Source organism: Pseudoclavibacter sp. RFBA6, from assembly GCF_002931575.1.
Lineage (GTDB): Bacteria > Actinomycetota > Actinomycetes > Actinomycetales > Microbacteriaceae > Pseudoclavibacter > Pseudoclavibacter terrae.
In genome coordinates this window covers 81,758-102,867 of the sequence record NZ_PSUA01000004.1, presented here as the reverse complement: position 1 = coordinate 102,867, position 21,110 = coordinate 81,758, and the positions used below count along the sequence as shown (strand labels likewise).

The following is a 21,110-nucleotide window of genomic DNA, read 5'->3' as shown; positions in this document are numbered from 1 at the left end:
CGCACCTAGCCTTGACGCATGCCTCCCAAGACCAAGCAGCAGCCAGCGTTCAAGTGCACCGAATGCGGTGCCGCATCGCTGAAGTGGTTCGGGCAGTGCCCCGAATGCCAGGCCTGGGGCACCCTCGTCGACCGCTTCGAATCGCAGACCGCCGGGCGCATCCAGGCGGCCACGATCAGCGAGTCGCGTGCCGCACGGCCCATCACCGAGGCGCCCGTCGACAACGTCGCGCACCGCCCGACGGGAATCGGCGAGTTCGACCGGGTCCTCGGCGGCGGGCTGGTTCCAGGTGCCGCCATCCTGCTCAGCGGCGAGCCTGGCGTCGGAAAGTCCACGATCCTCCTCGAGCTCGCCTCCCGGGTCGCCGCGAAGGGCACCACCGTGCTGTACGCGTCCGCCGAGGAATCGGTGAACCAGGTGCGGATGCGCGCCCAGCGCACCAATGCCCTGCACGACACCCTGTACCTCGCGAGCGAGACCGACCTGTCGACCGTGCTCGGGCAGATCGAGCGCCTCGACCCCGGCCTCATCATCGTCGACTCCGTGCAGACCGTCTCCAGCGACACCGTCGACTCGCTTGCGGGGCAGCCGAGCCAGGTGCGCGAGGTCGCGTCAGCCCTCATCCGCGTTGCCAAGACCAGGGGCGTGCCCGTCATCATCGTCGGCCACGTCACGAAAGACGGCACCATCGCCGGCCCGCGCCTCCTCGAGCACCTCGTCGACGTCGTCGCCCACATCGAGGGCGACCGCCACACGGCACTGCGATTCGTGCGCACGATCAAGAACCGCTTCGGGCCGACGGACGAGGTGGGCTGCTTCGAGATGACCGGCGAGGGCATGACCGAGGTGCCAGACCCGTCCGGCCTGTTCCTCAGCGAGCGGCCCGAGCCGGTCAGCGGAACCTGTGTCACCGTCGCGCTCGAGGGGCGGCGCGCGCTGCCCGTCGAGATCCAGGCCCTCGTGCAGAAGACGAACGCCCCGAACCCGCGCAGGGTCACCAACGGCGTCGACACGAGCCGGGTCGCGATGCTGCTCGCCGTGCTCGAACGGCGCACCAAGCACAAGCTGTCCGAGTACGACGTCTACGTCTCCACCGTCGGCGGGGTGAAGCTCCAGGAACCGGCGGCCGACCTCGCCATCGCCATCGCCATCGCCTCCTCCATCCGCAACCGTCCGGTCCGCGACGGCACCGTCGTCTTCGGCGAGGTCAGCCTCGCCGGCGAGATCCGCCGCGTCGCATCCGCGAATCTGCGCGCGGCGGAAGCCAAGCGCATGGGCTTGGCGCACGTCGTCGACCCCTCGATCGGGAGCATCGACCGCGCACTCACCGCGGCGCTCGGCAACTGACGAAGCCCCCGCCTCCGCGGCACCCGTTCGCCGTCCTGCGCAGCTGCGTGCGAGCGAACGGCTGGGCCCTCCAGCAGCGCGCATGCGAAAGGCCCGGAGCATCCGCTCCGGGCCTTTCGCGAATCAGCCGTCGGCCGACTCAGCGCTGCGTCCGAGGACTACGCGTCGCTGCCAGCACGGCGACGAAGCAGCAGCGCGGCTCCACCGGCCACGAGCAGTGCGAGTGCACCTGCGATGGCCGCGAACATGGCGTTCTCGTCGGAACCCGTCGTGGCGAGCGAGCCACCATCAGCGGCCGGGGACGTCGTCGTCGGAACAGGCGCCGCCGTTGCGCTCGCCGTCGGCGTCGGCTCAGCCGTGGCCGTCGGCTCCGTCGTCGCCGTCGGGGTCGGCTCGACCAGCGGCGGGACGATGACCGGCAGGGAGGCGACCGCGCCAGACTGGCTGGCGAGGAACGCGAGCCGCGACTCCGAGGTCTCGGCGATGCCGTTCTCCGGAACGGTGAACGTGAACTCCACCTGGTTCGGCGTCGAGAGGTCGACGGTCTGCGCGCCGAGCTCCATCTGGCCGATCCAGCCGACGATCGACAGGTTCTGCGTGAACCCGAGCGACGTGAGGTTGAACTTCGAGACGGTCAGCGTGTAGGTCTCGCCTGCCACGAACGTGTTGTTCTCGGGGAGCCCGAGAATCTCGAAGCCGTTGCGCTTCACGTCGGGCGTGACACCCTCCGGGGAAGCGGAGGTCTCGCTGCGGATCCAGGTCACGAACGCGTCGAGGTCGATGAGGCCAGTGTCCTGCACGCCGACATTGTTCGCGAGCGAGTGGAAGTTGTCGCCACCGGCTGCGAGGAACGTGGGCATGACGAGGTTGTAGGTCTCGTCCGGCTGCACGGGCTCGTCGTCGATGGAGAGGCCCACGATGCGGTCCATGCGGGGACGCGAGCTGTCGAAAATGTACGTGAAGTTGTCGCTCAGGCCGAGCTGCAGGTACGGGCGCGAAGGCACTTCGCCGTCAGCGGTGAGCTGCCACTGCTCCTCGAGCACGTTCTTCACATCGACGCCCTTGAGCGAGACGACCGAGAGGTTGTTCGCGAACGGGATGACCGTCGCGGCCTCCTTGTAGGTGATCTGACCGTCGTCGTCGAGCAGGTCAGCGCGCAGACCGCCCGGGTTCATGATCGCCGCGTCGACGTCGCGTCCGGTGGCTGCGACCGTCTCGAGCATCGACTGCGAGATGATGCCGCCGAGCGACGACTCCTCCGCGCGGTTGTCGGCGGTCGTGACGATTCCACCGGACGTGGTGCCGTCTTCGGCGACGACGAGCGAACCGGGCTCGTACTCCTTGCCGCGCGACAGATCGCCGGTCTGCGTGCCGACGACCTCGGCACCGAGCACGTCGGCCTCGGCGACCGCAGCATCGCGGATCGTGCGGATCTCAGCGATACGCGGGTCGCTCTCGAGCGCCTCGGGAACCGCCTCGAGCGTCGGGACGATCGAGCTGTCCGACTTGGTCACGTTGCCGGAGGCGTCCACGGTGAGCGCGACCTGCGCGATGTTCTCCGCGTACTGGCCGGCCTGGATGACGGGACGGGTCGATGCGCCGTTGGGCGCGTCGTACGCGTACTGGCGGTGCGTGTGCGCGTTGAAGATAGCGTCCACTTCGGGAGCCGTGTCCTCGACGATGTGGCGGAAGGTGTCCGACTGCTCGTTGTCAGCGATCGGCGCGTCGTCGAGCGGCGCACCCTCGTGGTAAGAGGCGATGATGACGTCGGCGGCCTTGCTGGCCGTGAGCTCAGCGGCGACCTTGTTGACGCCCTCGACGGGGTCGCCGAAGGTGACGCCCTCGATGCCGTCAGGCGAGACGAGCGCCGAGGTCTCTTCGGTGACGGCGCCGATGACGGCCACCTTGAGACCGTTGACCTCGAAGATCGCGTGCGTGTCGAACGGGTACGACCCGTCGGCGAGGGTGACGTTCGCGGCCAGGTCCGGGCCGTTCGTGGCGGATGCGAGGCGGCCGGTCGCGTCGTCGATGCCCTGGTCGAACTCGTGGTTGCCCTGCGTCCAGACATCGACGCCCATCGTGTTGAGCACGTCGATCGTCGGCTGGTCCTGCTGGATCGACGACTCGAAGAGGCTGGCACCGACGGCGTCGCCGTTGGAGATGACGAGGCTGTTCTCCTCGCCGAAGCCCTGCTGGGCCTGCAGCACGGTGGCCGCGAACAGGTCGGCGTCGAGGAAGCGACCGTGGAAGTCGTTGAAGCCCACGAGGTTGATCTGCTTCGCGCCGGCGGTGGGCTCGATGAAGCTCGGGGACAGCACGGCGGCCCCCGCTGGTGCTGCGAAGGCGGAAACAAGAGCTGCCGTGCCGAGGACGGCAGCGGCAGCGGTTGCTCGCTTGCGAGTGGGCGTCGTCATGAGTCTCCTGGAGATCGACGGAGGGACAGGATTGTGCGGAACGAGAGGATCGTCTCAGCTCACACTGTCTTCAAGGTTAACGTTCAGGGGATTATCGCGAAACCCCGAAGTGGTCCTTGCTCAGTCGAGGACGAACGTGGCGGGCTGGGATGCGATGCCGTTGACGCTGACGACGAGCTGGTAGTAGGCACCCCCGGCAACAGCATCCGCCCGGTCCGTGCCACAGGTGTCCAGCGACGAGCGCTCCCGCACCCAGGAGATGGGCGGGGCCGCGATGGACTGGCCCGCACCGATCGTGACGATCTCGTCCGCCGGGTCGGTCTGGCAGTGCGACGAGACCCAGATGACGTCGGCGCCGCTCGAGATCGTATAGACCTGCACGGCGGTGCCGACGTTCATGACGCACGGCTCCGCACCCGTGTTGGCGATCGAGAGGGAGAGCTGCGGCTGGACGTCAGCCGCGTAGCTGGTGGCGTCGAGCATCGCAGAGACGACCAGCTCCGGCGCCGCACACTCAGCCGGCCCCGTCGGCGTGGGCGTGGGTGTGGCGGTCGGTGTGGCGGCGGGCGTCTCACCCGTCTCAGCGGACGCCGACACGCTCGCAGAGGCGGACGGGGAAACGGATGCGGGCCCGCCGCCCTGCTCGTCGCCTCTGGCCCCGAGAAGACTCGAGATGCCCCAGATCAGCAGGCCGATGACCAGCACGCAGACGATGAGGAGCGCCAGCCGCCGACGGCGGTAGACGGCCTTGCTTGGTCTGCGGGTCGAACTCACTCGCCAAGGGTACGGACCCGGTCCTGCGACTCCCGTGAGGCGCACCGATTGCCGTGGCGAAGCGGTCGGGTGCGCAGGTCAGTGACGCGCTCAGAGCACCTTCAGCATGCGCGTGTTGCCGAGCGTGTTCGGCTTGACGTGCGCGAGGTCGAGGAACTCGGCGACACCCTCATCCGGGGAACGGCGCATCATCTCGTACGTCTCCGCGTCGACGATCTGCTCGCCGACCACCACGAAGCCGTGCCGTTCGAAGAAGCTCGTCTCGAACGTCAGGCAGAAGAGGCGCTCGAGGCCCAGGTGGCGGGCGTCAGCCATGAGACGGTCGAGGAGCACGTGCCCCACGCCGGTTCCACGCACGGAGTCCGAGGTCGCGATCGTGCGAACCTCGCCCAGGTCGCGCCACAGCACATGCAAGGCGCCGCACCCCACCAGACTGCCGTGCTCATCGACTGCGACCCGGAACTCCTGCACCGCCTCGTAGAGCGTGATGAGCTCCTTCCGCAGCAGCACGTTCCGGTCGACGAGCGGCTGGATCAGCTCGCTGATACCCACGATGTCGTGCGTGGTGGCCCTCCTGATGGTGATCTCCTGCATCCGTCCAGCGTACGCGCGGGCAGGCGGGGACGCCGCCCTGAGCGACAGCACGGGTAACATCCAGGCATGCGCCTTGGAGTTCTCGACGTCGGATCCAACACCGTCCACCTGATCGTGGTCGACGCCCACCCCGGCGCGAAGCCCGTGCCGGAGACGTCCCAGAAGAGCATCCTGCGCCTCATGCGGTACCTGCAGCCAGACCGCTCGATCTCCGACGAAGGCGTCGCCAAGATCATGGACGCCATGCACCGAGCCGCCGACGCCGTCAAGAAGAGCAAGCTCGACCACTTCATGCCGCTCGCGACCAGCGCCATCCGGGAAGCCAAGAACGGGCCAGAGCTGCTGAAGCGCATCCACAAGGAGACCGGCATCGACCTCCAGGTCATGACCGGCGAAGAGGAAGCCAGGACCACGTTCCTCGCCGTCCGCCGCTGGTTCGGCTGGGCAGCCGGTCGGATCATGCTCGTCGACATCGGCGGCGGCTCGCTCGAGTTGGCCGTCGGCGACGACGAGCTCTCCGAGCACGCCATCTCCGTGCCCCTCGGCGCCGGCCGCAGCACCGTCAACTTCCTCCACAACGACCCGCCAACCGAAGACCAGGTGGATGAGCTGCGCAAGTACGCGCGCAAGCTCATCAAGGAGGCGGCGGAGACGTTCGACGGCGCCCGCCCAGACCAGTTCGTGGGCTCGTCGAAGACGATCCGCTCCCTCGCCCGCCTCGCCGGCTCGTCGATCGACGGCATCGGGGCGGGACAGCGCACGACGCTGCAGAAGTGGCAGCTCGACGACTGGGTGCCGCGCCTCGCCAAGCTCCACTCTGAGGCGCGGCCCGCGCTGCCCGGGATCACGACCGACCGTGCACTGCAGATCGTGGCAGGCGGCGTCGTCCTGTCCGAGGTCATGCACGTCTTCGACATCACGCAGCTCGACGTCTCCCCCTGGGCTATGCGCGAAGGCGTCCTGCTCGACTACCTCGACCGCCTGCCCCGGTAACCGCCGCATCGCGAGCATTCCCGACTCGGGATGCTGAACTCACTTCGTTGCAGGAAGATTCCCAGAACGAAGCGACGATTCCATCCCGAGACTCTGACGCCGGCGCGAGGGGGCGAGGGCGCAAGGGGGCGAGGGGGCGAGTTCCGCGCTCAGCGCCGCTGACGCGGGCCCTGCTCTCAGCGCCGCTGACGCGGGCCCTGCTCTCAGCGCCGCTGACGCGGGCCCTGCTCTCAGCGCCGCTGACGCGGCACGTGCTTCGGGATCTGCCAGCCCATGAGGGCCGCGCCGACGAAGCCGAGCACGCCGAGCATCCCCGACGTGAACGAGATCGACACCAGCGCCGTCGCGGCCGCAACGATCACAGGGACCGACGCCGCCGATGAATCGGTGATCAGCCGCCACGCGCCGAGGAACGGGGCCGGATCCTGCCGCGGCGCGAGATCGGCGCCGAGCGTCATGAGGATGCCAGAGCCGATACCGTTCGCGAAGCCCAGCCAGATCGCGAGCAACGTGAACCACAGCTGAGAGGCGTCACCGGCGAGGTCGTGGGTGAACGCCAGCGCGAGGAAGCCTGCGCCCAAGCCGAGCAGCGCCGGGACCGCACCCCAGACACGGCCGAATCGATCCATGACCCAGCCGGACACGAAGAAGAGGGCGAAGTCCACGCCCGCGCTCACACCGATGACCAACACGGCCGCTGCGGTATCCATCCCGATCGAAAGCGCCCAGAGTGGCAGCATCACGTTGCGGGCGGCCCGGAGCGCGGCCATGATGCCGGCGCCGGTCCCGAGGCGCACGAGCACGCCGGCGTTCACCCGGATGGTGGCGAAGACGCCCAGTCGCTTCGGTGGCAGCACGCCGACGTCCCCGACGCCAGCGTCCGGCACCGCCTTCGCGGAGTGCGCGGGACGCGCGACCGTCTCGGGATCGGGCGCGAAGAGCAGGATGAGCGCGGCGATGGCGCCACAGACGACGAACACCCAGAACCCGTACTGCGGCGCATCGAACAGCACGAGGATGCCGGCGATGATGAACGGGCCGACGAAGAACCCGGCGCGGAAGACCCCTCCGAGCGTTGACAGCACGCGCGCCCGGTAGCGCAGTGGCACGTAGGTCGTAAGGAACGCGTGACGTGCGAGGTTGAAGTTGGCTGCCGAGATACCGATGACGACGACGCCGATGAGCAGCATCCACGGGGCCACCGCGAACGCGCACAGCAGGATGCCGACCAGGCTCACCGCGAGCGCCGCGAGCATCGCCCGCTTCTCGCCGAGACGCTGGACAACCGCGCCGGCAGGCAGGTCGCCGAGCATCTGACCGATCATGAGCGACCCCGCGATGAAGCCTGCCAGCTCGATACCGGCCCCCAACGTGACGGCAACGGTCGGGATGATCGGAATGATCGCGCCTTCGCCGATCGCGAAGACGAACGACGGCAGGAGCGCCAGCAGGGTCACCTGCGCGAGCGTTGCCTCCTTCTTCGGCTTGCCGTTCGGCGAGGAAGAGGGGGATGCAGGCACGCCCTCCAGCGTAAGCCCGTGGTGCGGGCGGGCGTGGTGCCACCGGTTGGAAAGCTCGGTTCATACGACTCACAACACCGTGCCATTGACGACAGTGTGTGTCACACACTATGGTGTGATTCATGAGCGACGACGAGACCCACGACATCCACCTGCAGGAGCTGCGCAGGGGCACCGTCGTGCTCGCGTGCCTCCGCCTCCTCGCCGAACCCGGCTACGGCTACGGCCTCCTCGAAGCACTGCAATCCCGCGGCTTCGACACCGACGCGAACACCCTCTACCCGCTTCTTCGCAGACTCGAGAAGCAGGGGCACCTCACGAGCGAGTGGAACACCGACGAGGCCCGCCCTCGCAAGTTCTACCGCGCGAGCCCGGCAGGCACGGCGCTCGCAACCGCGATGACCACGGAATTCCGCTCCCTCGCTGAGGCGATCGAGCATCTCCCAGAAGGGGCCTGACATGACCGCTATCAACGACACCCTGACCGAGCGCTACGTCAGCGCCGCGATGCGCACAGTGCCCGACGACCAGCGGGCGGACCTCGAGGCTGAGCTGCGCGCCTCCATCCAGGACCTGGTGGATGCGCGCACCGAGGCCGGCGAGCAGGCCACGGTCGCGGAAGCAGCCGTGCTCACGGACCTCGGCGACCCGGAGCTGTTGGCCGCGAGCTACACGGACAGGAAGCTGTATCTGATCGGCCCGCGCTACTACCTCATGTGGTGGCGCCTGCTGAAGGTGCTGCTCTGGATCACCCCCGCATGCGCGGCGCTCGGGGTCGCCATCGCGCAGACGCTGCTCGGCAGCAGCATCGGCGAGATCATCGCGGAGGTCGTGGTGATCATCCTCAGCGTGATCATGCACGTCACCTTCTGGACGACCCTCGTCTTCTTCATCCTCGACCGCACCGACACCCCGACAAGGGACGGCAGGTGGAGCGTCGCCGACCTTCCGGAGATCCGCCAGACCGGGGCTGGAGCGTCCGAACTCGTGGCGTCGCTGGTGTTCCTCGTGCTCGGGACGGGCGCGATCGCGTGGGACCACTTCGTCGGATTCGTGCCGACCCAGCCGGGACTGTCGTTCTTCGGCCAGGATCTCTGGCCGTGGTGGGCGCTGGGGCTGCTCGTGCTGTTCATCTTCGAAGCGGTCTACAGCGTGGCCCTGTACCGGGCCGGGCGCGTGACGCTGCCTCTCGCTTGGGCGAACGCTGTGCTGGCCGTCCTGTTCATGTCCCTGCTGCTCACGGCGCTCGGTCGCGGCCTGCTCCTGAATCCGGACTTCTTCACAACGATCATCCCGAGCGCGGACAGTGCGGCGACTGTGACGACGATCGTCTCGGTTCTCGTCGCCTTCGGGGTCGTCACCACCAGCGTCTGGGACATCTGGGACGGCTTCCGGAAGGCCACGCGCTAGCTCGCGGGCACGCGCCGCGACGCGCCGGCAGGCGCAGGAACGCACGCACGACGAAGCCCCCGCATCCGGTGGATGCGGGGGCTTCGTTCTCCCTGCGCGAGCGGGTTACGCGGTCTGCGCGTCGCCCTCGCCTGAGTCGGCGATGATGCCTTCGGCCTGCGAGGTGACGCCGCCTGCTGCGACCGTCTCGGGGACGAGGCGCTTCGTGACGTTGAACACGAACTCGTCGTCCGGGTAGTCGACCTCGACGTGGTCGCCGGCCTTGAGCTCGCCGCGGAGGATCTTCTCCGAGAGGAGGTCTTCCACTTCGTGCTGTACGGCACGACGCAGCGGTCGGGCGCCGAGCGTCGGGTCGAAACCGACCTTGATGAGCTTGCGCTTGGCCAGCTCGGTGATCTCGACGGTCATGTCGCGGTCGAGCATGCGCTCGCTGAGGCGACCGATGAAGAGGTCCACGATCTGCAGCAGCTCGTTGGTGGAGAGCTGCGGGAACACGATCGTGTCGTCGACGCGGTTCAGGAACTCGGGCTTGAAGTGCTTCTTGAGCTCTTCATTGACCTTCGACTTCATGTTGTCGTACGACACCGAGGCGTCGCCTTCGAGCTGGAAGCCGACGGGGCCGCCGGAGATGCCCTTCGTGCCGAGGTTGGTCGTCATGATGATGACCGTGTTCTTGAAGTCCACGACGCGACCCTGGCCGTCGGTGAGACGCCCTTCTTCAAGCACCTGCAGGAGCGAGTTGAAGATGTCCGGGTGGGCCTTCTCGATCTCGTCGAACAGGACCACGGAGAACGGCTTGCGGCGCACCTTCTCGGTGAGCTGGCCACCCTCTTCGAAGCCGACGAACCCTGGAGGGGCACCGAAGAGCCGCGAGACGGTGTGCTTCTCGCCGAACTCCGACATGTCGAGCGAGATGAGCGCCGACTCGTCGTCGAAGAGGAACTCCGCGAGCGCCTTGGCGAGCTCCGTCTTTCCGACACCCGTGGGGCCGGCGAAGATGAACGAGCCGGATGGGCGGTTCGGGTCCTTGAGTCCGGCACGGGTGCGGCGGATGGTCTTGGACAGAGCCGCGATGGCCTCGTTCTGGCCGATGACCCGCTGGTGCAGGGCATCTTCCATGAAGACGAGACGCGCGGTCTCTTCCTCGGTGAGCTTGAAGACGGGGATGCCGGTGGCCTGCGAGAGGACCTCGGCGATCAGACCCTCGTCGACGGTGCCGGTCGACTTGACGTCGCCAGACTTCCACTGCTTCTCGAGGCGGAGGCGCTCGCCGAGCAGGTTCTTCTCGTCGTCGCGCAGTGACGCGGCGCCTTCGAAGTCCTGCAGCTCGATGGCCTGCTCCTTGTCGGCGCGAACGATCGCGATCTTCTCGTCGAGCTCGCGCAGCTCAGGCGGCGACGAGAGCACGGAGAGGCGGAGGCGTGCGCCCGCCTCGTCGAGGAGGTCGATTGCCTTGTCCGGAAGGAACCGGTCGGAGACGTAGCGGTCTGCGAGGGTGGCCGCGGCGACGATGGCGTCGTCGGTGATGGACACCTTGTGGAACGCCTCGTACTTGTCGCGGAGACCCTTGAGGATGTTGATCGTGTGCGCGATCGACGGCTCTTCCACCTGAATGGGCTGGAAGCGTCGCTCGAGCGCCGCATCCTTCTCGAAGTGCTTCTTGTACTCGTCGATCGTCGTCGCACCGATGGTCTGGAGCTCGCCTCGTGCGAGGAGCGGCTTCAGGATGCTCGCGGCATCGATCGCACCCTCGGCGGCACCAGCACCCACGAGGGTGTGGATCTCGTCGATGAAGACGATGATGTCGCCGCGCGTGCGGATCTCCTTGGTGACCTTCTTGAGGCGCTCTTCGAAGTCACCGCGGTAGCGGGAGCCGGCGATGAGCGAGCCGAGGTCGAGCGAGTAGAGCTGCTTGTCCTTCAGCGTCTCGGGCACCTGGCCGGTGACGATCGCCTGGGCGAGGCCTTCGACGACGGCGGTCTTGCCGACGCCGGGCTCGCCGATGAGGACCGGGTTGTTCTTCGAACGACGCGACAGGATCTGCATGACACGCTCGATCTGCTTCTCGCGCCCGATGACGGGGTCGAGCTTGCCTTCGCGCGCGGCCTGCGTGAGGTTGCGGCCGAACTGGTCGAGCACGGCGGAGCCCTGGGCTGCCTGCTGCGGCTGGTCTGCGCCAGCGACGACCTGCTCCTTGCCCTGGAAGCCGCTCAGCAGCTGGATGACCTGCTGACGGACCCGGTTGAGGTCGGCGCCGAGCTTCACGAGCACCTGGGCTGCGACACCCTCGCCCTCGCGGATCAGGCCGAGCAGGATGTGCTCGGTGCCGATGTAGTTGTGGCCGAGCTGCAGGGCTTCGCGGAGCGAGAGCTCGAGCACCTTCTTGGCGCGCGGCGTGAACGGGATGTGCCCCGTTGGGCGCTGCTGCCCCTGGCCGATGATCTCCTGGACCTGCTCGCGAACGGCAGGCAGTGAGATGTCGAGGGATTCGAGCGCCTTGGCGGCGACCCCTTCACCCTCGTGGATGAGGCCGAGGAGGATGTGCTCGGTCCCGATGTAGTTGTGGTTGAGCATCTTCGCCTCTTCTTGGGCGAGGACGATCACGCGCCGGGCGCGGTCGGTAAATCTCTCGAACATCCGTTTCTCCTTCGACTCCCTGACCTCGACACCTGGCTACAGGGTCGGGGGCCGTGTACACCGAGAGTAACGGCGACCACCCCCGAAACCCTCCCCTGTTCGCCCTGGGCGTGCGGATGCATACCCGGGGCACAGAGACGCGCCGCCGCGGGTCCGGTCGGACCGCGCGGCGGCGCGTCTCTGTCAGCTGGTTCGCGTCAGAGCGCGGACGCCCCCTGGACGAGGTCGGTGTTCTCCGGCGCTGCTGAACGCGACCGCGAGCTGTTGTTCGGCGAGACGGGGCCACGAAGGAACGTGATGTCGGTGCCGTTGACCTTGACAGACCGCCGTGCCCAGAGAGCGGAGCCTGAGACGGCATTGCTCGTGGTCCGGAACACGAGGTTGTTGTTGAGCTCGGTGATCGTGTTCGTGGCGGTGATCGGCAGCTGGTAGGTGATCTTGAAGCCGCGCACTGGCACGCCGATGTCCGACGGCGTGCTGATGCCCTGGTCGACGGGGAGGGTCCACGCGCCGCTGTCGCCTGGACGCACTGCCCACGCGACCGCGTCGGTGTCTCGCAGGTAGAAGATGATCGAGACGTTCGTGATCTGGTCGCCGACCTTGGTGTCGGTGATCCAGAGCCCGCGATCAGGGCGTGAGCCGCGACCGTCGAGGGTGATGCGCCCGTCGGACCACTGCACTTCGACCCAGCCCTGTAGTCCGCGCGTGGACATCGAAGCAGCGAATGCGGGAGCGGCGGACGCGAGCGCGATGACGGGCGTGGTCCACGCGGCGGCGCGCAGGACTGAGCGGCGGGTGGATGTGCCGGCCGCGGTGGATGGGGCGGGAACGACTGGGGAGCTGGGGGTTTCAGACAAGGGGGAACCTCTTCGGCGCATTGGGGTGAGTGCTTCCGCGCCGGAGTGGCGCGTCCTGCGCTGGCGTCACCGTTGAGAGCGCCAGGCGCGTCAATAGCACCCCGGATACGGCTTCTTCACCGCGAAGTCACCCCGGACTTCACCCAAATTTGTAGATACAAATAAACGACTGACCAATGACCTTGTCAGCAACGAGAAAACCACCCCGGGCTTCACCCCGAGGTGGCTTGCGCGTGAAGATGGAGACGGCTTAGTCGTCACTTCTGTCGCGGAGGAGCCCTAGCGACTCCGCGCGACGGAGGGCCTCTGGCCGGGAATGCACGCCGAGCTTCTTGTACGCGGAGCGCAACTGGGTCTTCACGGTGTTGGGCGAGACGAACAGCTCTTCCGCGATCCGGGCCGGTGACGCATGCCGTGCGAGCGCGTGAACCACGACTCGCTCGCGCTCCGTGAACTGCGGCATCGCACTCACTTCCTGGATGGTGGTCGCGACGTCGAGAGCGTCGAACATGGCCACGTCGTCCGCGCCACCCGACTCGCGACTCAGGGTCGCGAGTGCCTCGCGATCGCGGTCCGGCAGCAGCAGCAACGGCGAGACGAGTCCGTACTCGCGCCCGAGGCTCGAGGCGAGACCGACCATGCTGAGTGCGACGTCCCGGTCCCCCGCCCGAAGGGACGCGGCTGCGCCGAGCGCGTGCACCGACATGCGCATCCTCGGCGTCTTCACGAAGTCGAGCGAGCGCGAGACGAGCCGCATCGACTGGTCGGCGTCTCCATCGACGAGGGCGAGCAGCGCCCTCGCGGGGAGGGTGCGGAAGTCGTCCGCCGCATACCCGTCGAGCAGCTTGCGCGCCCGCGCGGGTCGCCCGGCCGCGAGCCACAGCACCACCAGGAACGCCTTCACTCTGAAGAGCCCGAGGCTCTCGGCGTTCCCAGGGGTGGCGAGTGGCCCGTCGAGCATCTCTTCGACGCGTCTCGCCTCGGCGAGTGCCTCGCCCTGCGCGAGCCTCGCGAGCATGATGGGCTCTTGGAGGTGCGGCCACAGGTCGGAGGTGACGGTGTGGCGCTCGATGTCTTCGAGGGTGGCTCGCGCCATCGCCCACTCCCGGTCCTCGAGGTATCCGTACGACCGGGCGATGTGCCCGAACGTGCCGAGGTGACCTCGTTCGCTGGTGGTCGTCCAGGCCCCGTCATCGATCTGCGCGAGCATCGCTCTCGACGCCGGCATGTCACCATCGATGGCCTTGTAGCCTGCCGCGTCCGAGAACGAGAGATTGCGGGAGCTCTGCGACTGCGGCACGACGAACGTGCTCGCGACGGCCGCGTGCGCCCCTTTGACATCTCCGACGAGGAAGAGGGAGAGCGCTGCACCCCGCGTGAAGACCGGAGAGAGCGTCGTCGACGAGCCTGCCGCCCCCTGCGCCGCAACCGCGTCGAGCACTTGCCGTGCGAGCTCCGCCGACTCCTGGTACCGGCCGAGTGTCCGCGACGCGAAGACCTTGAAGCAGAGGTACTCGGTGCGCCGTTCCGGTGACAGGCCGTTCGGGATGCGCATCCCGGCCGCCATCTGCAGCAGCGGCTTCGCCCCGCTGCGCAGGACGGGGTTGGCGAGGCGCGCGAGGCCGAGCACGAACGCGAGGATCGGGTACGCCGTGAGGACTTCCTGCGGGAGGTGCCGAAGGCGCGTCTCGTAGCGGTCGGTCGTGTACGCCTCGACGACGGAGAGGAGGAGGCGCGCGCAGATGCGCGAGGCGAGCTCGTAGTCCCCGACCTCCAGGGCCAGGTCGAGCGCACCTTCAGGGTCGCCGTTCCCACCGAGCCAGGCGGAGGCGATGGATGCCGCGCGCTTGTACTCGGCAGGCGATTCGGTGCGCAGCTCCTCGTGCAGCGCCTCGCGCAGCGCGGTCACGTACTGGAACGCACGACTCGTGCGCGTGAACGCGATGTGCCTCCCGAACCCGTCCGCTTCGAGGACGCTGATGGCGGCGTCCGGGTCGGTGTTCGGAACGAGCATTCGCGCGAGGGACGTGTCGAAGTAGGGGACGACGCTGGTGATGCGGGCGAAGTTCGCGAGCTCTTCGTTGGGCAGCTGCCCCGAGAGATTGGTCGAGTTGAGCGCGTTCTCTCGCCAGTGCGCCGCGCGGGGGCCGGACCGCGAGAGTTCGAGGATGGCGGCGCGGACGGCGATCGCGTACCCGCCGGTCGCCTCGTACACGTCCCGCGGCGCGGCGTGGCGGCTCTCGCCGACGACGAGCGTGAAGAACTCGTCGACTTCCGCTTCGGTGAACTCGAGGTCGACGTTGGTGATGATGTGGACACGGCCCTGCAGCTGCAGCCGCTGCTGGTCCAGTGTCGTTCGCCCGCGGGCCGCGACGATGGCACGCATGCCCGGCACGTGCTCCGTGCCGCGCAGCAGGTCCTCGTCGATGACTCGTGCGAGGTCGCCGAGGCGCTCGTAGCCGTCGAGGATGATGGTGAACGCCCCCTCGCCGCGCATGGCGGCGATGAGGTCTCGCTTCTCGAAGTCGTCGGTGTTGATGAGCGTCAGGAGGTCGTCGAACTGGAGACTGGTGATCAGCCCCTCGCGCAGGGCGGCGCGTGCGATCTGCTCCCACACGCTGTTGCGCGTCGTCGTGGATGCGCCGAAGGTGACCCAGAGCAGGCGCCCGGTGTGACGGCCAGCATCGACCCACATGCGCAGGAGCGTGGTCTTGCCATACCCGCTCGGCGCGTGCAGGAGCGTGATGCGAGCCGTGTCGTCATCGAGCGCGCGGAGGAGCCGCTCTCTGACCAGCAGTTCACGCGTCGCTGCGTGCATCCCGTTCACCCCAGCTCAACTTCATGACAATTCACCTACCAAATGGGTGGTCATGACTCTAGCCCCAGAACTCGAGTTTGACGACACCCGGATAATTGAGCATTTTCCGGGATTGTCCCCCTGCATCGGCTATGCGCGCCTTGATCCACCCGGTTAAGCTCGAAACCAGATCCGGAGGAAGGTCAGCGCTGTGCTGCGCAGACCTGTGCAGCGGCGGTCGGAGCATTTGCGCCCTGCAGGCTGGCAGCCCAGGCCATCTCGAGGTCCCGCGACAGGTCGGGCCACTGCGATCCGGACCAGAAGCCGCAGTCCCGGACGCCGAACTTGAGCTCGAACACTCCGAGCCCGGTGAGGTTGTTGCCGACGAAGTTGACGCTGAAGTCTCGGTTGGCCTGCTGCAGCTCCGGAACCAGCTGCATGAGCTCAGACCACTCGGCCGTCTCGCGGAACGTTTCGGCCGCATCCGCGGACTTGACACCCTCCATGGTGTCGTCGAAGGCGGTGACGTTCACCTGCGTGCTGCCCGCCGAGGAATCGTCCACTCGCACGTGCACGCTCGCGAGCTGATCCGACTCATCGAACACGGCCCTCGTCTCGCGCACGAAGTCGATCTGGTCAGCGGTCGGCAGCGCGGACTGGACGAACTGGCCGGTCGTGAACGGGGCGAGCCCCATGAGGTCCCACTCCCCCGTCGCGGCGCCGGGATCGTCGAGCGAGCGGGCGGCGTCGAGCAGCTGCGCGGTGCGCGCGCCGTCGTCGCGCTCGTCGCTCGAGAGCTCGACTACGACAAGTCGACCCCGCGCCGCCGAGGTGAGCGCGGGCGCGCTGGAGGCCGTCGGGGTCGCTTCCGGCGCGGAGAGCCCCGGCGAGTTCGTGGGAGGCGCCTCCTCCTGCGCGAACTCGCCATGCTGCGAGGCACGGTCCGCGGAAGGGTCACCGGCGACGCTGTCGGTCGCCTCGAGCATCCCGGCAGTCACCGGCGCGGAGTAGGTGCGTGTCGAGATCGATTCGAACCCCACCGCGACGAGTTGGCGCCAGTAGGCGAGCTGCGCGTGCAGGGCCTCAGGGGTGGGCAGGTCGAAGTACGAGTAGGCCGAACCTGCGAGGCGGAGCTCGACTGCGCCGGGGTACTGGCCCTGGCCGAGCTGGACGGTCGGGAACGTCGACGCGAAGTCGCCGATATCGGCCAGCTCGGCCTCCGTCACGTCGTCGGTCAACGTGACGATGAGGTCGATCTTCACGGCCCCGTCGACGGGCGGCCGGTCGAGGCTCGACGCCTCGACGCCTGGAAGTGATCGCAGGGTCTGATTGAAGGAATCGAGGGCCGACTGGACCGCCGGGAAGGGCCCCGACGCGCATCCGGCGAGCATCGTCATCATGACGGCCGCGATAAGGGCAGGCAGGAGAGAACGCGGCATCGTCAGCACCCTCCTCCGCGTCCTCGATCCAGCACGATGCCGATCAGGTTACGCCGCGCTCCCCGAAGCTATCTGGGTGCTCCCTCAGAGCACCCGCTTGACCAACGTTGACGAGCGACCGCCAGACCAGCGCCAGGATGCAGACGCTCATCCCGAACGCCACCCAGATCGTGGCGACGATGCCGAAGCCCTGACCGATGAGCCCACCCGCGAACGAGCCCATTGCCATCCCCCCGATCATCCCGAGGAAATACACGCTCGAAACCCGTCCGCGCATCCGACTCGGCACCGCACGCCCCCGGATCGTGCTCGCGAGCGTCGCCCAGATGACCGTGTACATCCCGAAGACGAACATCGTGATGCCTGCGACGATGACATTGGCAGTCGCGGCCAGCACGAGGTGCAGCACCGTTTCGAGCGCCAGGCAGGCGCGCATGAGGCTCGTGTACGAGAACCGCCGCTCGAGCCTCGCGTAGAGTGCCGTTCCGACGAGGCCGCCGAGCGCGGAGACCGCAAGCAGCAGACCGTAGCCCGCATCGTCGAGCCCCAGGCGCTGCTTCGCGTAGAGCACGAGCACGCCGTAGGTCATGCCGTACGTGATGTTGAAGGCGAAGAGGATGATCGCGAGGGTGCGCACCGGCGGGTTCTGCCAGAGCCACGCGAAGCCCTTCGCAATGTCCCGGCGGACGCGCGCAACCGAGCGCACCGTCTCGATCGGGCCCGTCGTCGCGGTCGAGACCGGAGGCGACGTGATGCGGGAGACGAGCACCACTGCGAAGAGCAGCGAGACCACCGTCACGCCGTAGGGAATCGCGTGCCCGAGCGCGAAGATTGCACCCCCGATGGCGGGACCAGCGAGCTGGTTCATGACGGTCTGGCTCGCGATGAGACGCGAGTTGCCGATGCCGAGCTCCTTCGACGGCACGAGGTCGGGGACGATCGACGTCCACGCGTTGTCGGTGAAGACCTCAGCCGAGCCGACGAGGAACAGGGCGACATAGAGGATCGGCAGGTTGATCGTGCCGGTCAGCACCAGCACGCCGATGATCGCAAGCATCAGAACGCGGCTCAGCGCCCCAGAGACGATGATCGCAACCCGCGGCAGACGGTCCGCGACGACACCCGCGAAGAGACCGAACACGAGCCAGGGCAGCTGCTGCACGACAAGCGCCAACGAGACGAGCAGCGGGTCCTGCGTGAGGCTCGCGACCAGCAGGGGTCCCGCCGCGATGAGAATGCCGTCGGCGAGGTTGGAGAACAGGGACGACGACAGGAGGAAGCGGAACGGCGTGCCGAGGGGCTTGGGCGACGCCCAGTTGAGCAGGAAAGACATGGGTCGGGTCCAGACGACGAGAACTGACCCCCTCTTCGGCGAGGAGGTCAGGGTGGAGAGGAGGGAGGTGCTAGCTGTTCGCGTCGAGCTGCGGGAGGCCGAGGCGGGCGCGTTCTTCGCGCTCGATCTTGTCGGCCATGGCACGCTCGCGGCGATCGCCGGAGAGGATCGACGTCAGGATCCAGAAGAACGCGGCCCCGATGATCACCGTCGGGATGATCGACCAGAGTGCGTTGAGGAAGAAGTCCATGATGGAGTGAGTCTACGCGATGCCCTCCCCGCCCCGGCGAGTCTGGGCTCGACCGCCCCGATGTCGGTGGGTCCACCTAGGCTGAGGGCATGGTCGATCGCTCGAACGTCGAATGCTGGCTCACTGATATGGATGGCGTGCTCGTGCACGAGCAGGCAGCCCTGCCCGGCGCGGTGGAGCTGCTCGCGCAGTGGCAGCGTGATGACACCCCCTACCTCGTCCTCACGAACAACTCCATCTTCACGGCGCGTGACCTCGCAGCTCGCCTCCGCGCGGGCGGCATCAACGTTCCCGAAGATCGGCTCTGGACCTCCGCGCTCGCCACGGCGGACTTCCTGAAGCAGCAGCTGCCCGGCGGCTCGGCGTTCGTCATCGGCGAGGCCGGGCTGCTCACCGCCCTGCACGAAGCGGGCTACATCATGACCGAGACCGACCCGGACTTCGTGGTCGTCGGCGAGACGCGCAACTACTCGTTCGATGCCATCACGAAGGCGATCCGCCTCATCGGCAACGGTGCGCGCTTCATCGTGACGAATCCCGATGCCACGGGTCCGAGCGCTGACGGCCCGCTGCCGGCAACCGGTGCGATCGCGGCGCTCATCACGAAGGCCACCGGCCGCGAGCCCTACGTGGTCGGCAAGCCGAACCCGATGATGTTCCGCTCGGCGCTCAACAAGATCGGCGCCCACTCGCACAACACCGCCATGATCGGCGACCGGATGGACACCGACATCGTCGCGGGCATGGAGGCCGGGTTGCACACCGTGCTCGTGCTCACCGGCATCAGCGATCAGCGAGAGATCGAGCGGTATCCATTCCGTCCCGACGAGATCATCTCGGGTGTCCACGAACTGGTCCGCAGCGAGCCCTCCTGACCCTCGACGTCCTAGATACCTAGGCCGACTAGCGATTTCTCGCAGCTCGCGTACCATTGACGCAGTGACTTCCAGCTCCCCCACACCAGATTCCCCTGGCCTGACGGCTGCATCCGCCACTGACAAACAAGCCCCGCCTGCGATCAAACGGTGGGTGTTCTGGCCCGCCGCCATCGTGGTCCTGGCCTTCGCCGGCTTCTCCATCGTCGCTCCGAGCGCCGCAGACACTGTCTTCAGCGCAGTGCAATCGTGGATCGTCCGCAACTTCAGCTGGTACTACGTACTCATCGCCGCGTTCTTCGTCGCGTTCAGCCTCTGGATGGGCTTCGGCAAGTACGGCGACATCAAGCTCGGCAAGGACGACGACAAGCCCGAGTTCTCCAACCTGAGCTGGCTCTCTCTGCTCTTCGCGGCGGGGATGGGCATCGGTCTCGTCTTCTACGGCGTGAGCGAGCCGCTCAGCCACTTCATCGAGCCCAAGCCCGGAGTGAGCGGCACTGAGAACCAGCTCGCCCAGCAGGCGCTCTCGCAGACCTACTTGCACTGGGGCGTGCACGCCTGGTCGATCTACATCGTGCTGGGGCTCGCGCTCGCGTACGCGATCCACCGCCGCGGACGACCGGTCAGCGTGAGATGGGCCCTCGAACCGCTCCTCGGCCGTCGTGTGCGTGGCGGCTGGGGCAACCTCATCGACGTCGTGGCCCTGGTGGGCACGATCTTCGGCGTGGCGACCTCTCTGGGACTGGGCGTCCTGCAGATCGGCTCCGGTCTCGACGCTGCCGGCATCCTCGAGCCGTCGACCACCGCGTCGATCGCGATCATTGCCGTCATCACCGCATTCGTGCTGTTCTCGGTGCTCTCCGGTGTCGGCAAGGGCATGAAATGGCTCTCGAACACGAACCTGATCCTCGCAGCCGGTCTGCTCCTGTTCATCCTGATCGTCGGCCCCAGCCAGTTCCTGCTGCGCGACTTCGTGCAGTCAATCGGAAACTACCTGCAGAACTTCGTCAGCCTCACGTTCTCGACCAGCGCGTTCTCCGGTGAGGCCGGAATCGACTGGCAGTCGTCCTGGAGCACCTTCTACTGGGGCTGGTGGATGTCGTGGGCGCCCTTCGTCGGCGTCTTCATCGCCCGCATCTCGCGTGGCCGCACCGTCCGAGAGTTCGTGACGGGCGTCATGCTCGTACCGACGCTCGTGACGTTCCTCTGGTTCGCAGTACTGGGTGGCACGGCCCTGTGGATGCAGTTGAACGGCGTGACAGACTTCGTGCAGTCCGACGGCTCGGTCGATGTCGAGGGTGCGCTGTTCCAGATGCTCGCACAGCTCCCAGGTGGCACCGTGCTCACCATCGGCGCGATCATCCTGATCGCCATCTTCTTCATCACGTCCGCAGACTCCGGCGCCCTCGTCATGGGGATGCTCGCCTCCGGCGGACAGGCAGAGCCGAAGAACTGGGTGCGAGCCTTCTTCGCCGTCATCACCTCCGTGCTCGCGACGGCGCTGCTGCTGGCCGGTGGACTCAACGCGCTCCAGACAGCGGCAATCAGCATCGCGCTCCCGTTCTCGATCGTGCTCCTGCTCACCTGCTGGGCGACGGCCGTCGCGTTCGCACGCGAGAAGCGAGCGTACGAGCGGGCGCGCCGCGCCGCCTTCGTCGACCACATCGGAGACTTCTACGGCCTCGAAGTCGAAGAGCCCGTCGAGCGTGAGCCGAAGCGGCCGAAGTTCCCGTGGCTGCGGCGTGCACCCGTCATGAGTGTGCCCGTCGCCGGACCTCAGACGAACCAGATGCCCATCGTGGGCTCTGCCGCATCCTCGTCTGACACGGATGCGAGCTCTGGGAGCCCGACCGAACGATAGTCAGGACTC

Annotated in this window: 16 protein-coding genes; 6 read left to right on the top strand and 10 right to left on the bottom strand. The window is 67.4% G+C overall.

Annotation, left to right across the window (positions count from 1 at the left end):
• Positions 1-18 precede the first annotated feature (18 nt).
• On the top strand, positions 19-1,347 hold the full coding sequence (radA, locus tag C5C17_RS02770) for a DNA repair protein RadA (protein WP_104251865.1): 1,329 nt from the start codon (positions 19-21) through the stop codon (positions 1,345-1,347).
• Positions 1,348-1,505: 158 nt separating this feature from the next.
• On the opposite strand, the gene C5C17_RS02765 is transcribed toward radA, so the two are convergent.
• The 3 genes from C5C17_RS02765 to C5C17_RS02755 all read right to left on the bottom strand — a co-directional run bounded on the left by C5C17_RS02765 (position 1,506) and on the right by C5C17_RS02755 (position 5,129).
• Complete coding sequence (locus C5C17_RS02765; RefSeq protein ID WP_104251864.1) at positions 1,506-3,761, bottom strand: bifunctional UDP-sugar hydrolase/5'-nucleotidase; 2,256 nt, start codon at positions 3,759-3,761, stop codon at positions 1,506-1,508.
• Between the two features lie 120 nt (positions 3,762-3,881).
• Positions 3,882-4,535: a hypothetical protein gene (locus C5C17_RS02760; RefSeq protein WP_104251863.1), complete on the bottom strand. Its 654-nt coding sequence runs from the start codon at positions 4,533-4,535 to the stop codon at positions 3,882-3,884.
• A gap of 90 nt (positions 4,536-4,625) precedes the next feature.
• On the bottom strand, positions 4,626-5,129 hold the full coding sequence (locus C5C17_RS02755) for an amino-acid N-acetyltransferase (protein ID WP_104251862.1): 504 nt from the start codon (positions 5,127-5,129) through the stop codon (positions 4,626-4,628).
• Positions 5,130-5,195: 66 nt separating this feature from the next.
• Here C5C17_RS02755 and C5C17_RS02750 point away from each other — a divergent pair, with 66 nt between their 5' ends.
• On the top strand, positions 5,196-6,122 hold the full coding sequence (locus tag C5C17_RS02750) for a Ppx/GppA phosphatase family protein (protein WP_104251861.1): 927 nt from the start codon (positions 5,196-5,198) through the stop codon (positions 6,120-6,122).
• Between the two features lie 230 nt (positions 6,123-6,352).
• Here C5C17_RS02750 and C5C17_RS02745 read toward each other — a convergent pair whose 3' ends face one another.
• The gene (locus C5C17_RS02745) at positions 6,353-7,642 is read right to left on the bottom strand and encodes an MFS transporter (protein WP_104251860.1); all 1,290 of its coding nucleotides are present in this window, start codon (positions 7,640-7,642) and stop codon (positions 6,353-6,355) included.
• Between the two features lie 122 nt (positions 7,643-7,764).
• Between C5C17_RS02745 and C5C17_RS02740 the strand changes: the two genes are divergently transcribed.
• Together C5C17_RS02740 and C5C17_RS02735 are read left to right on the top strand one after the other, a co-directional pair.
• Complete coding sequence (locus tag C5C17_RS02740) at positions 7,765-8,100, top strand: PadR family transcriptional regulator (RefSeq protein WP_104251859.1); 336 nt, start codon at positions 7,765-7,767, stop codon at positions 8,098-8,100.
• Position 8,101: 1 nt separating this feature from the next.
• Positions 8,102-9,052: a permease prefix domain 1-containing protein gene (locus C5C17_RS02735; RefSeq protein WP_104251858.1), complete on the top strand. Its 951-nt coding sequence runs from the start codon at positions 8,102-8,104 to the stop codon at positions 9,050-9,052.
• Between the two features lie 105 nt (positions 9,053-9,157).
• On the opposite strand, the gene C5C17_RS02730 is transcribed toward C5C17_RS02735, so the two are convergent.
• The 6 genes from C5C17_RS02730 to C5C17_RS02705 all read right to left on the bottom strand — a co-directional run bounded on the left by C5C17_RS02730 (position 9,158) and on the right by C5C17_RS02705 (position 18,365).
• Positions 9,158-11,689 carry an ATP-dependent Clp protease ATP-binding subunit gene (locus C5C17_RS02730; RefSeq protein ID WP_104251857.1) on the bottom strand — a complete coding sequence of 844 codons (2,532 nt, stop codon included), beginning with the start codon at positions 11,687-11,689 and terminating at the stop codon, positions 9,158-9,160.
• Between the two features lie 197 nt (positions 11,690-11,886).
• Positions 11,887-12,546, bottom strand: a complete 660-nt coding sequence (locus C5C17_RS02725) for a hypothetical protein (RefSeq protein ID WP_146079056.1) — start codon at positions 12,544-12,546, stop codon at positions 11,887-11,889.
• Between the two features lie 250 nt (positions 12,547-12,796).
• The gene (locus C5C17_RS02720; protein ID WP_146079055.1) at positions 12,797-15,364 is read right to left on the bottom strand and encodes a LuxR C-terminal-related transcriptional regulator; all 2,568 of its coding nucleotides are present in this window, start codon (positions 15,362-15,364) and stop codon (positions 12,797-12,799) included.
• A gap of 182 nt (positions 15,365-15,546) precedes the next feature.
• Positions 15,547-16,782, bottom strand: coding sequence for a hypothetical protein (locus tag C5C17_RS02715; protein ID WP_104251854.1), 1,236 nt, complete (start codon positions 16,780-16,782; stop codon positions 15,547-15,549).
• A gap of 43 nt (positions 16,783-16,825) precedes the next feature.
• Entirely contained in the window at positions 16,826-18,115 is a 1,290-nt protein-coding gene (locus C5C17_RS02710; RefSeq protein WP_104251853.1) for an MFS transporter, read from the bottom strand.
• Between the two features lie 70 nt (positions 18,116-18,185).
• Positions 18,186-18,365, bottom strand: a complete 180-nt coding sequence (locus C5C17_RS02705; RefSeq protein ID WP_104251852.1) for a hypothetical protein — start codon at positions 18,363-18,365, stop codon at positions 18,186-18,188.
• Between the two features lie 89 nt (positions 18,366-18,454).
• Between C5C17_RS02705 and C5C17_RS02700 the strand changes: the two genes are divergently transcribed.
• Positions 18,455-19,240 (top strand): HAD-IIA family hydrolase, encoded by a 786-nt coding sequence (locus C5C17_RS02700; RefSeq protein WP_104251851.1) that lies wholly within the window; start codon positions 18,455-18,457, stop codon positions 19,238-19,240.
• 64 nt (positions 19,241-19,304) lie between these two features.
• Entirely contained in the window at positions 19,305-21,101 is a 1,797-nt protein-coding gene (locus C5C17_RS02695) for a BCCT family transporter (RefSeq protein WP_374953888.1), read from the top strand.
• The last annotated feature ends 9 nt before the right edge of the window (positions 21,102-21,110 follow it).

What these genes read in the sequence shown, in the direction of transcription:
- radA (WP_104251865.1), top strand. Translation starts at nt 19, where the DNA reads ATGCCTCCCAAGACCAAGCAGCAGCCAGCGTTCAAGTGCACCGAATGC.
- C5C17_RS02765 (WP_104251864.1), bottom strand. Translation starts at nt 3,761, where the DNA reads ATGACGACGCCCACTCGCAAGCGAGCAACCGCTGCCGCTGCCGTCCTC.
- C5C17_RS02755 (WP_104251862.1), bottom strand. Translation starts at nt 5,129, where the DNA reads ATGCAGGAGATCACCATCAGGAGGGCCACCACGCACGACATCGTGGGT.
- C5C17_RS02750 (WP_104251861.1), top strand. Translation starts at nt 5,196, where the DNA reads ATGCGCCTTGGAGTTCTCGACGTCGGATCCAACACCGTCCACCTGATC.
- C5C17_RS02740 (WP_104251859.1), top strand. Translation starts at nt 7,765, where the DNA reads ATGAGCGACGACGAGACCCACGACATCCACCTGCAGGAGCTGCGCAGG.
- C5C17_RS02735 (WP_104251858.1), top strand. Translation starts at nt 8,102, where the DNA reads ATGACCGCTATCAACGACACCCTGACCGAGCGCTACGTCAGCGCCGCG.
- C5C17_RS02730 (WP_104251857.1), bottom strand. Translation starts at nt 11,689, where the DNA reads ATGTTCGAGAGATTTACCGACCGCGCCCGGCGCGTGATCGTCCTCGCC.
- C5C17_RS02720 (WP_146079055.1), bottom strand. Translation starts at nt 15,364, where the DNA reads ATGCACGCAGCGACGCGTGAACTGCTGGTCAGAGAGCGGCTCCTCCGC.
- C5C17_RS02715 (WP_104251854.1), bottom strand. Translation starts at nt 16,782, where the DNA reads ATGCCGCGTTCTCTCCTGCCTGCCCTTATCGCGGCCGTCATGATGACG.
- C5C17_RS02710 (WP_104251853.1), bottom strand. Translation starts at nt 18,115, where the DNA reads ATGTCTTTCCTGCTCAACTGGGCGTCGCCCAAGCCCCTCGGCACGCCG.
- C5C17_RS02705 (WP_104251852.1), bottom strand. Translation starts at nt 18,365, where the DNA reads ATGGACTTCTTCCTCAACGCACTCTGGTCGATCATCCCGACGGTGATC.
- C5C17_RS02700 (WP_104251851.1), top strand. Translation starts at nt 18,455, where the DNA reads ATGGTCGATCGCTCGAACGTCGAATGCTGGCTCACTGATATGGATGGC.